This is a genomic window from Rhodococcus sp. MH15 (genome assembly GCF_019266045.1).
Taxonomy (GTDB): domain Bacteria; phylum Actinomycetota; class Actinomycetes; order Mycobacteriales; family Mycobacteriaceae; genus Rhodococcus_F; species Rhodococcus_F qingshengii.
Genome location: NZ_LPNP01000058.1, coordinates 401,023 through 416,051, shown reverse-complemented (window position 1 = coordinate 416,051; position 15,029 = coordinate 401,023). Strand labels below are relative to the sequence as shown.

The window sequence follows — 15,029 nt, the reverse complement described above, 5'->3', positions numbered from 1 at the left end:
GGTAGATCGATGACCTCGACATCGACGTGGGGTCGATGGTGTGCGGAACACCCGCGCACCATCGACCTGGCACTGACCATCCTCGTGCTCCTTGCCACGTGGACGGCGCACCGCATCGCGCTCGACGGCAATGAGACCCGCGAGGTCACGGTTGTGGGAGTTGTCGTGACAGCTATTGCAGCCGCAACCATCGTGTTCCGAAGGCGCTATCCGTTCTTGGCACTCGCGGTGGCAGTATTTCTCGGCGTTTTGATGATTGCGCTGTCGGCGCCGCCGAATGCCGGCACAGGTTCGGCGGCGATGGTATGCCTCTATTACATTGCCAGCACGAGTGACCGCCGGAAGACCTTTTTCGCAGCGGCAATCACAGTCGGATCGCTGATGCTTGTCACGATTTTCCTCGGAGTAGGAAACAACCTCCTACAGGAAGCGCTGGGGTTGTTGTCTTGGTTGCTGATGGCGAGCTTCGCCGGCGCTGAGGTCCGTTCTCGCCGTGCATATCTGGAGTCCGTCGAAGAGCGTGCGGTGCAAGCGGAAAGAATGCGCGAGGACGAGGCCCGACACCGCGTCGTCGAAGAAAGGATGCGGATTGCGCGAGACCTGCACGACGTTGTCGCGCACCACATTGCCTTGGTCAACCTGCAAGTCGGGGTCGCGTCGCACTTGATCGGGAAAGACCCGGAGAAGGCGACGACTGCACTACGCGGAGTGGAGGAAACGTCCAAGGCGGCACTCGATGAAATTCGGGCCACGGTCGGAGTTCTCCGTGATGCTCAGGACGGTGATCGCTCGATGAAGCCGGCTCCGGGGCTTTCGGATCTACCGGCACTGGTGGATCAATTCGTCAGTGCAGGAATGGAAATCGATGTGCGCGCTGTGGGTTCGCTGCGCCCACTCGGGCCCGCAGTAGATCTCACAGCGTACCGAATTATCCAGGAGGCACTCGTGAATGCGAGCAAGCATGCGCTGCCAGGAGCCGTCACCGTGTCGTTGTCATACGAAGCCGAGGTTCTGATGCTGTCGGTCGAAAACTCCGGAACGGCAGTGCCTTCGACGTCACCACCCGGGTACGGACTGCTGGGAATGAAGGAGAGGGCACAGGCGATGGGAGGCGAGGTCTCAGCAGGATTCCGCGCCGACGGGGGATTTCGTGTGGACGCCCAACTACCGCTTGTCTCGGTGTCCAGGGGTTCGGAGCGTGAGGAGTCGTGAGTATTCGGGTAGTAGTGGCAGACGATCAGGCGCTCTTCCGTCAAACGCTTGCGCTGCTGATAGGTTCGGAAGAGGACATGGAGGTGGTCGCCGAGGCGGCAGACGGAGAGCAGGCATTCCAGGCGGCGCTCGAGCACCGACCCGACGTTGTATTGATGGACATTCGAATGCCAGGCACCAGCGGAGTCGAAGCGACCGCCATGATTGCCGATCATCCGGATTTGACCGACGTGCACGTGATGATTCTTACCACCTTCGAAGTGGATGAGCATGTGGCACAGGCGATCCGGGCGGGAGCCAGCGGCTTCATCGGCAAAGGAATCCGAGCCGAGGATCTACTCGATGCTGTTCGGACGGTCGCAGGTGGGAACTCTTTGCTGTCGCCGATTGCGACCAGCGCGTTGATTTCTCGGTTCCTTTCCACTCCGTCGCGGGCCGACTCGACTTCTGGGATTTTCGGTCAGTTGACCCCACGCGAACTCGAAGTGGTAACCCTCGTTGCCCTCGGGATGTCCAACGACGAAATCGCTGCGGAATTGGTGATCAGCGCGGTCACGGCAAAAACGCACGTGAACCGGGCGATGACAAAACTGGATGTCCGCGACCGCGCGCAACTGGTGGTTCTCGCCTATCAATGCGGTGTGGTGATTCCGGGACGCTCGGTGGATTTACTCGAGAAACTCTTGACTCGAACGGGAGTTCGAGTATGATTTGGGGAGGGGATCGGGGGATTCAATGAGTGTCTTGTCGTCGGATGTGGTGTCTGGTTCTGCGGTGGGGTTACGCGGACGCCTGTGGCGGTTGTCTTCTGCCGAGTTGCGTGAGGCTGCGGTGTCGTCGAGTGCGGAGATTCTGCGCCTGGAAGCGGTGCGGGTGGCGGTGGTGGACGAACTGTCGATGCGTCCGGATGATCAGGTGATTGCCAGCCGTGGAGTCTGGTCATGGTTGGCGGCGAACACGATGCTGCAGGTTCGGGACGGGAAGAAGATCGCCGCCCTGGGCGCAGCGCTGCGGCCGTTTCCCGCGGTAGCAGCGAGATTCGATTGTGGGGATTGCTCGTTCGATCACGCAGTGTTGATCGTGGCGTTCTGCGAATCCCCGCCGAAGGGGATGCCGGACGAGGCGTTACCTCGCTGTATCGACCTGCTGCTTGCGGCAGCCTCGGGGGTGGAGGCGACGACGACTAAGGTGCGGCACGTTATCGCGACCTTGGAGCGCGTTTTCGAATCCGATGAGATTCCGCCCGCCGAAGATGTCGATCGGAACGAACTGCGGATCGCCTCGACCTTGAACGGTCGGGTGGTGGTTCGTGGGGAATTCGACGCCCTCACCGGCGAAATGCTGCTCTCGGCCCTGTCGAATTTGACGATGCCCACCCCGGCACCCGACGGAACCCCCGACGCACGGTCGGCGGCAAAGCGGACCGCGGACGGGTTCACCGAACTGATCCGCCGCTACCTCGACTGCGCAAAAACCGGAACCGACGGCGGCCAACGCCCACACGTGAACGTGCACATCAACGCGCGCGATCTCGCTGAGCATCGGGACTGCGCCGCCGCGCCCTCGAATGGTGAAGAGTCCCCGTCGGATCTCGATGTCGGGCACATGCCATGGCTCGGACCGCTGTCGGTGTCGCAGACGAGGCTTCTCGGGTGCGACTGCTTCCTGTCCACCGTCCTACTCGACGCTCACGGCGCACCGCTCGATGCGAGACCCGGAAAACGTCTGGTCAACGCCGAACAGAGAGTGGCCCTGACGCCCGAGACAAAGGCTGCGCCTTCCCCGGCTGCACATGCGTACCGGCGTGGACCGATGCGCACCACATTAAGCACTGGGCGAACGGCGGCCCGACGGTGATGAACAACCTTGTCCTGCTGTGCCGCTCGCATCACCGGTTGATGCACCGTAAATCCGGGTTCGTCGGAAAATGGGAAATCCGGATCGGCGTCGACAACAAACCGTGGTTCATCCCGCCGCCCTCGATCGACCCCGGGCAGCACCCCAGGCCGGCGAACAGCACATTCAAAACCTGAGGACGAACCTCAGATGCACCAGAACATGCCCAGGTCTGTTTCAGACCCGCTGCTCTGTGTCCGATCGATTGGTGGGAGGTGGAGTCGAATGGTTGCGTGCTTTCGGGGCGGCTCTACTTTCGGGTGCCCGTGTGGCCTGTCCCATTCAGTGGGTCATTATTCCGTCGTTGCCGCGCCGGTTGTGCCAGGTCATTTGGACGTCTGACCTGCAGTGCAAAATCTTTCGTTAGAACACGTTCCAATTTCGCAGATTTGTGGCTATGGTCACAGAGATAGATGCGGGTGTGCGAATGAAAGGGTGAAGTGACGTGAAGACCAAGGGTGCAATCCTGTGGGGCCTCAATGAAAAGTGGTCCGTCGAGGAGATCGAGATCGGTGAGCCGGTAGCCGGCGAAGTTCAGATTCGCATGGAAGCGGCCGGAATGTGCCACTCCGATCACCACATCGTCACCGGCGCGACCCCGATGCCGTCGTTCCCCGTCATGGGTGGGCACGAGGGTTCGGGCGTCATCACCAAGCTCGGCCCGGAGGTCAAGGGTCTGGAGGTCGGCGACCACGTCGTTCTGTCCTTCATTCCGGCTTGTGGAACCTGTCCGGCGTGTTCGGCCGGTCATCAGAACCTGTGTGACCTCGGGATGGGCCTCCTCAGCGGCCAGGCCATCAGTGACGGCACTTACCGGATCCAGGCTCGCGGCGAAAACGTGATCCCGATGTGCCTGCTAGGGACGTTCTCGCCCTACATGGTCGTGAACCAGTCGTCAGTGGTGAAGATCGACAAGGACATTCCGTTCGAGGTTGCCGCACTCGTCGGTTGCGGCGTTCCGACCGGTTGGGGATCGGCAACCCACATCGCCGATGTGAAGCCCGGCGAAGACGTTGTGATCATGGGTGTCGGCGGCGTCGGTATCAGTGCGCTACAGGGTGCAGTTGCATCGGGCGCCCGGTACATCTTTGCCATCGACCCCGTGCCGTGGAAGCGTGAGCAGGCTCTGAAGTTCGGCGCAACGCACGCTTTCGAAAGCGCTGCCGCTGCCATTCAGCCGATCATCGACGCTACGTATGGCCGCATGGCGCAGAAGACGATCATCACCGTCGGCGAAATGAAGGGTGAGTACGTCGAAGAAGCGATGATTCTGACGGCAAAGGCCGGCCGTTGTGTCGTCACCGCAATGGGGCACCTGACGGACATGGATGTGAAGCTGAACCTGTTCCTGATGGCGATGCTTCAGAAGGACCTTCAGGGCAACATTTTCGGCGGTGGCAACGCTCGCCAGGACGTGCCGAACCTCCTCGCGATGTACAAGGCAGGCAAGCTGAACCTCGACGACATGGTCACTCGGACCTACACGCTCGAAGGCGTGAACGACGGCTACCAGGACATGTTGGATGGCAAGAACATCCGCGGCGTCATCCGCTACACCGAAGCTGACTGGTGATCGGAAGCGCAACCCTTGTGCCAGTAGTCTGATCGGGTGCCCAGTACTCACAGTCTCGACGTAATCCAGCAGTGGCCGGTCGACAATGCGGCAGCGGTCGTCCTCTCCGGAAAGAATCCCGGTGAGGGCGACCGCATTCGTGGTTTCAGTGGCGACCAGGCGCATGTTTTCCCCCTGGCTTCGGTGACAAAACTGTTGTGCGCCTACGCGATTCTCGTGGCAGTGGAGGAGGGGGCGGTCGAGTTGGATGGGCCGGCCGGGCCTGAGGGGTCGACCGTTCGTCATCTCCTCGCACATGCTTCGGGATTGGCATTCGCCGAACGTGTTGTTCAGGCTCCGGTGGCGTCGAAGCGGATCTACTCGAGTGCGGGGTTCGAGGTGCTTGCCGAGTTGGTTTCCCGGGAGACCGAGATCGAATTTGCCGACTATCTGGCCGAGGCGGTGTTCGCGCCATTGGCGATGACCAGCGCGGCTCTTGTCGGTCCGGCCGGTCACGGTGCGCAGGCATCGGCAGACGACTTGGCCAAGTTCGCGGCTGAACTGCTCTCGCCGACTCTGGTCTCGGCGCAGACGTTCGCAGAGGCGACAACTGTGCAGTTCCCGGGGCTCAACGGAATTCTTCCGGGCTATGGCTCTCAGCGCCCCAACGACTGGGGCCTCGGATTCGAAATTCGGGGCGACAAGCGTCCGCATTGGACGGGTCTCGAGAACTCGGCCGCTACCTTCGGTCATTTCGGCCAGTCCGGGACGTTTCTGTGGGTCGATCCCACGATCGGTACTGCGTGCGTCGTGCTTACCGATCGCGATTTCGGTGATTGGGCCAAGCCTTTGTGGACCGAATTGTCGGATGGCGTGGTCGGTGAAGTTTCGCGGTAGAGCACAAATTTCTCTCCTTCCACTGGCGCAACACGGGTAACACAAGGCACACTGTTCAATCGAGCGTGCTGCACGAACTCGACAGAGGTCGTTGGGGAAGACGTCCCTCGTCGAAGCAGGAGGCTCGAGTGCGCGAAATGAATCAATTCGCGGACGTGACGACTGGTGTGGTTTACATCCACTCGTCGCCCGCGGCGCTGTGCCCGCACGTGGATTGGGCTTTGTCCGCCACGTTGGACAGCCCTGCCAAGCTCAGATGGACCTCACAGCCTGCCTACGACGGGCTTCTGCGTGCGACGACGGACTGGACGGGTCCCGTCGGAACCTGTGCCCGCCTGGTCGACTCGCTACGCGCGTGGCCGATGTTGCGGTTCGAGGTCACCGAGGACCCGAGTCACGGCGTCGACGGCGAACGGTACAGCCATGTGCCCGGTCTGGGCCTGTGGCGCGGATCCACCAGTGCGAACGGTGATGTCGTCGTAGGGGAGATGAAACTGCGGTCCATCATGAATTCCGGTGGAGACATCGCCGCGGAAATCGATCGGGCGATAGGTACACCGTGGGACGAGGAACTCGAACCCTTCCGGAGTTCAGGCGAAGGTGCCGAAGTGACATGGCTGCGAAGGCGTGTCAGCTGACCGAGGTCCATCCTGAACCCGGAGTGCTCTCGCGGCTTGAACGACAAAGACTTGAATGACAAAGGTGGGCCCCGCCGTATCGGCGAGGCCCACCTTGCTGTCCAGGGTTGTCAGAGCGGAATGTTCTTGTGCCGCGCGCGGACAGATGGTGCAGACGCGAGGGCAGCGGTCACGATGCTGCGAGTCTTCGCCGGGTCGATTTCCTCGTCGACGACGCCGATTTCGACCGCGCGGTCGACGCCGCCCGCGATTGCCTCGTGCTCGGCAGCGAGTCGGTCGTGCAATGCTTCACGCTCGTCGTCCGGTGCAGCTGCGAGGGCCCGCTTGTGCAGGATGCCGACAGCAGCCTTCGCACCCATCACGGCTACTTCGGAGTTGGGCCAAGCGAATACGGCCGTGGCTCCCAGTGCTCGCGAGTTCATCGCGATGTATGCGCCGCCGTAGATCTTTCGAGTGACGACGGTGACGCGGGGGACCGTTGCCTCGGCGAAGGCGTGAAGTAACTTCGCGCCGCGCCGGACAACGCCTTCCCACTCCATCGACACCCCAGGCAGATACCCGGGAACATCGACGACGACCACGAGCGGCACGCCGAATGCGTTGCACAGTCGCACGAATCGAGCGGCCTTCTCTGCACTTTCGGAGTTCAGGCACCCCCCGAGTCGCAGTGGGTTGTTCGCGATGACTCCAACGGTGCGTCCGGCCATCCGGCCGAAACCGGTGACGATGCTCCGAGCGTAATTGCCTTGCAGTTCTTCGAAACTCGACTCGCCTTCGACGTTGTCGAGCATTTCGTGAACGATCGGACGAACGTCGTACGCGCGTTTCGCGGAGGCAGGCATCATGGCGCGCAGATCGCTGTCGCCGAGTTCCGCTGCCCGCTGATCGAATTCGCCCTGCTCGCACATCATCGAGACCAGGCGGCGCGCGCGGTGCAATGCGTCGGCCTCGTCGTGTGCGGCGATGTGCGCGACACCCGACTTCTTGGTGTGTGTGTCCGGACCGCCGAGTGACACCATGTCGACCTGTTCGCCGGTGACACTACGAACTACGTCTGGCCCGGTGACGAACACTCGGCCTTCCGGCGCCATGATCACGACATCGGTGAGGGCTGGACCATACGCGGCTCCGCCAGCGGCAAAGCCGAGCACGACGGAAATTTGAGGTATGAGACCCGACGCGCGGACCATGGCCTCGAAGACCAGTCCGACGGCGTGGAGCGCCTCGACGCCTTCAGCCAGACGCGCGCCACCGGAGTGCCAGAGGCCCACGATGGGGGACTCTTCCTCGATAGCGGTATCGATGGCTTTGACGAGGTGTTTGCAACCGTCGACGCCCATGGCGCCACCCATGACAGTGGCGTCGGAGCAGTATGCGATGGTGCGGACGCCGTCGATGTTTCCGGACGCGGCGAGCACACCGGACTTGTCACGGGCGTGGAGCGGCACTGTTGTGCCGGGGTCGAACAGATTTTCCAGGCGCGCAAGAGGATCGCGCGGGTCTGTCGATGATTCGGACTTTGTCACGGGGGCCAGGATGGTCATCGCGTCCTCCTTCAGTACGAGCCTTGGGTGGAACGAAAGGTCGGTGTTGTCCGCGGGTGACGTTGTGTTGCAACGACACCCGCGGACAGGTGCAAACCGCGGTTCGGGCTAGGCCCGACCGAAGGCGAGCGCGACATTGTGCCCACCGAAACCGAACGAGTTGTTCAGTGCGAAATCGAAAGAGCCGGTTCGGGGTTCACCCTTGACGACATCGAGATCGATTTCTGGATCCTGGCTGTCAACGTTGAGCGTGGGCGGGATGATCCCGTCACGCACTGCCAGAACCGTGAGGACTGATTCGAGGGCGCCGACAGCGCCGATCGAGTGTCCCAGCGCGGATTTCGGGCCGTACACCGCAGCGTGATTGCCGACCGCTGCGTTGATTGCCTTTGCCTCTGCGATGTCACCGATCGGCGTCGCAGTGGCGTGGGCGTTGATGTGCTTGATGTCGGACTTCGTCAGTCCGGCCATCTCGATTGCTCGGGTCATGGCTCGCGCCGCGCCCAGGCCTTCCGGATGCGGTGCCACGATGTGGTACCCGTCCGAAGTGATTCCGGAACCAAGCAGGCGGGCGTGAATCGTTGCCCCGCGTGCCTTTGCGTGCTCCTCGGTTTCGAGGATCATCAAGGCGCCGGCTTCGCCGAAGACAAATCCGTCGCGGTCCTTGTCGAAAGGACGTGAAGCTGCGGCCGGATTGTCGTTGTTGGTGCTCATCGCACGCATCATGGCGAAGCTCGCGATCGGAACGGCGTCGATGAAGCTCTCGACTCCACCAGCCACAACCATGTCCGCGTCACCCATGACAAGCATGCGGTGAGCGTGAGCAATTGCCTCGGAACCTGATGAACATGCCGACACCGGAGTGATGACGCCACCGCGGGCCCCGAGTTCGAGTCCGACCGTTGCGGCCGGTCCGTTGGGCATGACCATCTGCACCGAGAACGGGGACACCTTGCGGTATCCGCCGCCACGGAGCTTGTCGACGGCGTCGATGAGCGTGTCGCCGCCGCCGAGTCCGGTGCCGATGACAACGGCCAGGCGGTCCTGATCGACTTCAGGGCTGCCGGCGTTGCTCCAGACCGTGCGACTCAACGTGAGGGCAAGGCGTTCCACCCAGCTCATCCGTCGAATTTCGACGCGGGACAAGCCCTCGTCCGGTGAAACCTTCAGGTGCCCGCCGATGCGAATGGGAAGGTCGAACTCGTCGATGAACGGGTCATCGAGGATTCCGATGCCGCTTTCGCCGGCGAGTAGCGCCTTCCACGTGCCATCCACATCACCAGCCACCGAGGTCGACGTCGCGAGGCTCGTGACGACGATGTCGGGGAATTTCCCTTTGCGGGTAGAAGCGGAAGTCACGGTCGGCTCACTCTGCGTTCTTGGCTTCGGCGCCTTCGGCTTCGAGCTTCTGGATGTACGCGACGATGTCGCCGACGGTGCGCAGGCCTGCGAGATCCTCGTCGGGGACCTTCACGCCGTACTTGTCTTCGGTCTGAACGGCGATCTCGACCATGGACAGGGAGTCGATATCGAGGTCGTCCACGAAGGACTTGTCAACGGTGACCTCGGAAGGCTCGATACCGGTGACCTCCTCCACGATCTGGCCGAGTTCCGCGATGATTTCTTCCTGAGTGTGGGCCACTGGTGTGGCTCCCTTCTTGATCGATTGAGGTGGGGTGAAACGTCCGGCCGCCGTTCGGGCTGATCGGCCGGGTGGGCGTCCGAGCTAGGTCAGCTCGGACAGTGCGGAGATATCCTCCGGGTTCTTGAGGGCCACCGTCGGTGTGCCACGCATTTCACGCTTGGCAATTCCGACGAGGGTTCCGGCCGGCGGGAGTTCCACGATCGCGCTGACTTCTGCTGTCCGCAACGACGCGGAGCAGAGGTCCCAACGAACGGGGCGGGTTACCTGCGCGGCAAGCTTGGTGAGGGCGTCGGCGCCCGAGGAGACGGGTGCGCCATCCGAGTTGGAAAGCAGCGTGCGCGTCGGATCGGAAGGGGTGATCTTGGCGGCAGCAGCTGCGACGGCGTCCTGCGCCGGCGCCATGAAGCGGGTGTGGAAAGCTCCGGCGACGGGTAGTGCGCGGACTCGGGCCTTTTCGGGTGCGTTTGCTGCGAGTTCTTCGAGCGCGGTGAGCAGTCCGGCCGCCACGATCTGGCCGGCCGCATTGCGGTTGGCTGCTTCCAGCCCGAGTTCTTCGATTCGTGCGAGCACTTCGGCTTCGTCTCCACCGAGAACGGCTGACATGCCCGTGGGCTCGAGCGCACAAGCCTTGGCCATCTCGGCGCCACGGAGGGCGGCAAGCGCGACCGCGTCGTCAGCGGAGATAACACCGGCGACCGCAGCAGCGGCAAGTTCACCCACCGAATGGCCGGCAGCGATGACGTCGGCGCCGAGGAGCCCACGTGATTCGATTTCCTCGTATGCCAGCAGAGCAGCGGCAACGACGAGGGGCTGGGTTACCGAGGTGTCGGTGATTTCTTCGGCGGTCGCGGTCGTGCCGAGTCGGACGAGGTCCAGGCCGGCTGCCTTCGACCACACTTCGAGGCGGTCTTGTGCTCCGGGCAGTGCCAGCCAGGGGCTGAGCATGCCGGGTGTCTGAGAGCCCTGTCCCGGGGCGAGCAACGAAATCACTTATTAAGAGAACACCGCCGCGAGCGACCTGCGAGATGTCGGTCGCGATGAACTCTGGCGAAGTGTTTTGTAGGGTTCCCACAAAATCCCACGTCGCGCCCGGCCATCGAAATTGGACGCTCAGGGGTTACAGGTTTGTTTGTCCGGATGTTAAAGATGTGACTGAAGTAACCGAATTGTTCGATTTGAGATCGATTTGTGTCAATCGGCCCACGGTAGCGGCGATCCGTAGTACATACGCGTCGCGTGGATTCGTTGGATCCCGGCCGGTAACTTCGGCGATTCGCTTCAAGCGGTACCGAACGGTATTTGGATGAACAAACAGAAGACGTGCACAAGTCTCAACCGCACCTCCACAGTCGAGATAACTGTCTAAAGTATCGGTCAAGACTGTGCCGGATTCAGCTAAAGGTGCGACGAGGAAATCGCGAAGAGCCTTCACGGCAGCGGCGTCTCCCAGTAGTGCCCGTTCCGGGAGCAGTTCAGTCGCGAAAACGGGACGAGGTGCGCCGCGCCACCCGGCAACAGCCTTGATTCCCGCCAGCGCTTCGGACGCACTGAAGTGCGCTGCGCTCAACGAGGGTGTCGTCGGGCCGATCACCACCGGCTCGTCGGCGAAACTCATGAGCAGGTCTTGAAGGAATTGGCTGCCTTCCGTCTTGCTACTCAGTTCCCCGCTGACGATCATCACCAGTCGCGGACCCTGCACCACGGCGAGAACAGCGCGCCCGTGCGCGGCGGCAGTCGCGTGGACGGTGCCGGCAACCGAGACCCGCTCGTCCGGCGGGGGAGACCCGACGATGACGGTGGCCGGAGCCGTGGCATCCCAGTTCAAGGTGGCGGCGCGAGAGAGCATGTCCGAGCCGGTGTCTCCCTGCACGACGGCGTCGACGACGAGCGCTTCCAGTCGCGTGTCCAGGGCACCCCGCGACTCGGCAGCGCTTGCGTACACCGTCGCTGCTGCGAAACCGAGTTCACGCCCGTAGCGCAGGACGGCTTCTGTCAGCGCGATCAGCTGCTGATCGTTGCGGGCGAGAGCCGGCAGCCATTTCTCGAAGAACTCCATCGCCACCCGGACCATGTCGACGGTCTGGCGCAGCGTGAGCTGTCGAGCAAGATCCTGAGGGATGACCGGAAACGACTCGTATCCGAAGCTGATCTCCGAGTCGAGTTGCCGCAGCCATTCCAGGAAATTCACCACCGACGTCTGCACCAACAGTTGAACGTCGGCGCGTTGCGAAGCGTCGAGACTGTCGAAGAACGGAAGCTGCTCCTCCATCACGGTCACGGCCTCGGTGGAGAGCCGGCCGGAGAACTGTTTGACGCGGCGGAGCAAGGCTTCTGGAAGTGGATCGCGAACCTGACGACGGCGGGCGAGTACAGCCTGCAACCCGGACGACTGAGGTCGAGTGCGGCGTACGCCCTCTTCGGGTTTCTCGGGATCAGGTTCGGGCATGAGAAAAACCTACGCCCATCACCGCAGCGGATGTCGAGATGACACCCGCGGCGATGGGCGTAGGTCTGTTTTCGATCGCTGGGACTGTTGCCCTACGACTTAGGCGCTACCGGTGTCCCCGGTCTGCTCGGGAGCAGCATTCACGTCGTCGATGCGGTATCGGCTCGCTGCTTCGACGGCCTTCGACCGCTCGATCGATCCTTCCTTCGCCAAACCGATCAACACGGCAACGACGATGGACTCGGCATCGACGTTGAAGTAGCGACGCGCTGCAGTGCGTGTGTCGGAGAACCCGAACCCGTCCGTACCGAGCGTGGTGTAGTCGCCGGGAACCCACTGACGGATCTGGTCCGAGACCGCCCGCATCCAGTCCGAAGCCGCGACGACAGGGCCTTGGGCCGACGACAACGCCGTGGTGACGAAGGGAACCGGAGCATCCTCGGACGGATTGAGCAGCGCCTGACGTTCGCATTCGACGCCTTCGCGGCGCAGCTCACCCCAGGACGTGACCGACCAGACGTCGGCCGAGACGCCCCATTCGTCGGCGAGCAGCTTCTGCGCGCGCAGCCCCTCGGGCATAGCGACACCGGAGACGAGGATCTGTGCCTTCGGGCCCGATGCTTCGGACGTCTTGTAGAGGTAGATGCCCTTGAGCAAGCCCTCGACGTCGAGACCTTCGGGCTCGGCCGGCTGAACGTACGGCTCGTTGTAGATGGTCAGGTAGTAGAAGATGTTCTCGCCACCGAAACCGTCGACGCCCTCGGTGCCGCCGTACATGCGGCGCAAGCCGTCCTTGACGATGTGCGCCAACTCGTACGAGAACGCGGCGTCGTACGTGACAGCTGCGGGGTTGGTGGATGCCAGGAGCAGCGAGTGTCCGTCGGCGTGCTGAAGACCTTCACCGGTCAGAGTTGTACGACCGGCGGTGGCGCCGAGAACGAATCCCCGAGCCATCTGGTCGGCAGCCGCCCACAGGCCGTCGCCGGTGCGCTGGAAACCGAACATCGAGTAGAAGATGTACAGCGGAATCATCGGTTCACCGTGGGTGGCGTACGACGTGCCGACTGCGGTGAACGAAGCCGTCGAACCGGCCTCGTTGATGCCCTCGTGCAGGATCTGGCCGATCGGGCTCTCCTTGTAGGCGAGCATGAGTTCGGCGTCGACGGACGTGTAGAGCTGCCCGTTGCGGTTGTAGATCTTCAGCGACGGGAACCACGAGTCCATACCGAACGTGCGAGCCTCGTCCGGGATGATCGGCACGATGCGCTTGCCGATTTCCTTGTCGCGCAACAGTTCCTTGAGGATGCGCACGATCGCCATGGTGGTGGCGACTTCCTGCTTGCCCGAACCCTTGCGGATGACGTCGTACGTCTTGTCCTCGGGGAGCTTGAGCGGAGCAGCGTCGGTGTTGCGGGAAGGCAGGAACCCGCCCAGTGCTTTACGACGGTCGAGCATGTACTTGATCTCGGGTGCGTCGGCGCCCGGGTGGTAGTACGGAGGCAGGTACGGATCCTTCTCGAGCTCGGCGTCCGAGATCGGGATGTGCTGCATGTCGCGGAACGCCTTGAGATCGTCCAGCGTCAGCTTCTTCATCTGGTGCGTGGCGTTGCGGCCCTCGAAGTGCTTACCGAGGGTGTAGCCCTTGATGGTGTGCGCCAGGATGACCGTCGGCTGGCCCTTGTGTGCCATGGCCGCTGCGTAGGCGGCGTGGACCTTGCGGTAGTCGTGGCCACCGCGCTTGAGGTTCCAGATTTCCTGGTCTGTGAGGTCCTTGACCAGTTCCTTGGTGCGGGGGTCACGTCCGAAGAAGTGATCGCGTACGAACGCGCCGTCGTTGGCCTTGTACGTCTGGTAGTCACCGTCCGGCGTCACGTTCATCAGGTTGACCAGTGCGCCGTCGCGATCGGCGTGCAGCAGCGCATCCCACTCGCGACCCCAGACGACCTTGATGACGTTCCAGCCGGCACCGCGGAAGAACGATTCCAGTTCCTGGATGATCTTTCCGTTGCCGCGGACCGGGCCGTCGAGGCGTTGGAGGTTGCAGTTCACCACGAACGTGAGGTTGTCGAGGCCTTCGGTTGCCGCGACGTGAGCGAGGCCGCGTGACTCGGGCTCGTCCATTTCGCCGTCGCCGAGGAACGCCCACACGTGCTGATCGGTGGTGTCCTTGATGCCGCGGTCGTTGAGGTAGTGGTTGAACCGGGCCTGGTAGATGGCGTTCATCGGGCCGAGGCCCATCGAGACCGTCGGGAACTCCCAGAAGTCGGGAAGCAGCCGCGGGTGCGGGTAGGACGGCAGTGCGCCGCCGAAGTCGGCGTGGGACTTCTCCTGGCGGAATCCGTCGAGCTGTTCCGCGGGGATGCGGCCCTCGAGGAAGGCGCGTGCGTAGATGCCGGGGGAGGCGTGACCCTGGATGAAGATGTGGTCGCCACCGCCCGGGTGGTCCTTGCCGCGGAAGAAGTGGTTGAAGCCGACCTCGTACAACGCTGCCGAGGATGCGTAGGTGGAGATGTGACCGCCGACGCCGACGCCCGGTCGCTGAGCGCGGTGGACCATGATCGCGGCGTTCCAACGGATCCAGGCGCGATAGCGGCGCTCGACCTCTTCGTCACCGGGGAACCACGGCTCGTTTTCGGTCGGAATCGTGTTGACGTAGTCGGTCGAAGTGAGCGCGGGGAGTGCGACGTGCTTCTCGCCGGCGCGTTCGAGCATGCGGAGCATGAGGTAGCGGGCACGCGTGGGTCCGGATCGATCCAGAAGTCCGTCGAATGATTCGAGCCATTCGGTGGTCTCGTCCGGATCGATGTCCGGCAGGTACGACGCAACACCTTCGCGAATGACGCGAACGCGACCGTCGGTTCCCCCCGGCGTATTCGACGCGGGCGAACCCGACTCGCCGGCGGCGCCGGAATCGGCGTTCTGCCCGGACGCGGGACCCTGGATCAGGTCAGACAACGTGTGCTCCTCATTGGTTTGGGGACGCGTGGTGGGGCGTCCTTACATAGGTGATCGAGGCCTTGTTAGGTCCGACGCACTTCCATCGTGAATATGGCGCGTACCTCATCTTTCACCATCCCGGTCGGTCCGGCACACCTCGCCTCTGGTTACTCTCGGGTAGCGTTTTTCGGCGTGACGCAGGGGTGTGATGGTTCCCCGTAGTCACAGGCTTGGGGGATCGATCGGAACGTATGAAGGGGTG

Annotated in this window: 11 protein-coding genes and 1 pseudogene; 6 read left to right on the top strand and 6 right to left on the bottom strand. The window is 62.6% G+C overall.

Features of this window, described 5'->3' with window-relative positions; genetic code table 11:
* Positions 1 to 9: 9 nt before the first annotated feature.
* The 6 genes and pseudogenes from ATN37_RS06075 to ATN37_RS06050 all read left to right on the top strand — a co-directional run bounded on the left by ATN37_RS06075 (position 10) and on the right by ATN37_RS06050 (position 6,195).
* Complete coding sequence (locus tag ATN37_RS06075) at positions 10 to 1,212, top strand: sensor histidine kinase (protein ID WP_217017325.1); 1,203 nt, start codon at positions 10 to 12, stop codon at positions 1,210 to 1,212.
* Positions 1,209 to 1,922 (top strand): response regulator transcription factor, encoded by a 714-nt coding sequence (locus ATN37_RS06070; protein WP_217017324.1) that lies wholly within the window; start codon positions 1,209 to 1,211, stop codon positions 1,920 to 1,922. The genes ATN37_RS06075 and ATN37_RS06070 overlap by 4 nt, the downstream gene beginning before the upstream one ends.
* Before the next feature lie 25 nt (positions 1,923 to 1,947).
* Positions 1,948 to 3,245: pseudogene (locus ATN37_RS06065) on the top strand (DUF222 domain-containing protein).
* A 308-nt stretch (positions 3,246 to 3,553) separates the two neighbouring features.
* Positions 3,554 to 4,681, top strand: a complete 1,128-nt coding sequence (locus tag ATN37_RS06060; RefSeq protein ID WP_003941638.1) for an NDMA-dependent alcohol dehydrogenase — start codon at positions 3,554 to 3,556, stop codon at positions 4,679 to 4,681.
* A gap of 36 nt (positions 4,682 to 4,717) precedes the next feature.
* Positions 4,718 to 5,557, top strand: a complete 840-nt coding sequence (locus tag ATN37_RS06055; protein ID WP_065352613.1) for a serine hydrolase — start codon at positions 4,718 to 4,720, stop codon at positions 5,555 to 5,557.
* A 128-nt stretch (positions 5,558 to 5,685) separates the two neighbouring features.
* The gene (locus ATN37_RS06050; RefSeq protein ID WP_042445731.1) at positions 5,686 to 6,195 is read left to right on the top strand and encodes a DUF3145 domain-containing protein; all 510 of its coding nucleotides are present in this window, start codon (positions 5,686 to 5,688) and stop codon (positions 6,193 to 6,195) included.
* A 110-nt stretch (positions 6,196 to 6,305) separates the two neighbouring features.
* Here the strand turns inward: ATN37_RS06050 and ATN37_RS06045 are convergent, their stop codons facing one another.
* The 6 genes from ATN37_RS06045 to aceE all read right to left on the bottom strand — a co-directional run bounded on the left by ATN37_RS06045 (position 6,306) and on the right by aceE (position 14,785).
* Positions 6,306 to 7,739, bottom strand: a complete 1,434-nt coding sequence (locus ATN37_RS06045; RefSeq protein ID WP_003941597.1) for an acyl-CoA carboxylase subunit beta — start codon at positions 7,737 to 7,739, stop codon at positions 6,306 to 6,308.
* A gap of 108 nt (positions 7,740 to 7,847) precedes the next feature.
* Positions 7,848 to 9,098, bottom strand: a complete 1,251-nt coding sequence (locus ATN37_RS06040; protein ID WP_003941591.1) for a KasA/KasB family beta-ketoacyl-ACP synthase — start codon at positions 9,096 to 9,098, stop codon at positions 7,848 to 7,850.
* Between the two features lie 7 nt (positions 9,099 to 9,105).
* On the bottom strand, positions 9,106 to 9,381 hold the full coding sequence (gene acpM / locus ATN37_RS06035) for a meromycolate extension acyl carrier protein AcpM (protein WP_003941649.1): 276 nt from the start codon (positions 9,379 to 9,381) through the stop codon (positions 9,106 to 9,108).
* A gap of 84 nt (positions 9,382 to 9,465) precedes the next feature.
* The gene (locus tag ATN37_RS06030; RefSeq protein WP_064689135.1) at positions 9,466 to 10,374 is read right to left on the bottom strand and encodes an ACP S-malonyltransferase; all 909 of its coding nucleotides are present in this window, start codon (positions 10,372 to 10,374) and stop codon (positions 9,466 to 9,468) included.
* 127 nt (positions 10,375 to 10,501) lie between these two features.
* On the bottom strand, positions 10,502 to 11,830 hold the full coding sequence (locus ATN37_RS06025) for a CdaR family transcriptional regulator (protein WP_003941635.1): 1,329 nt from the start codon (positions 11,828 to 11,830) through the stop codon (positions 10,502 to 10,504).
* A gap of 99 nt (positions 11,831 to 11,929) precedes the next feature.
* The gene (aceE, locus tag ATN37_RS06020; RefSeq protein ID WP_042445740.1) at positions 11,930 to 14,785 is read right to left on the bottom strand and encodes a pyruvate dehydrogenase (acetyl-transferring), homodimeric type; all 2,856 of its coding nucleotides are present in this window, start codon (positions 14,783 to 14,785) and stop codon (positions 11,930 to 11,932) included.
* Positions 14,786 to 15,029 lie beyond the last annotated feature (244 nt).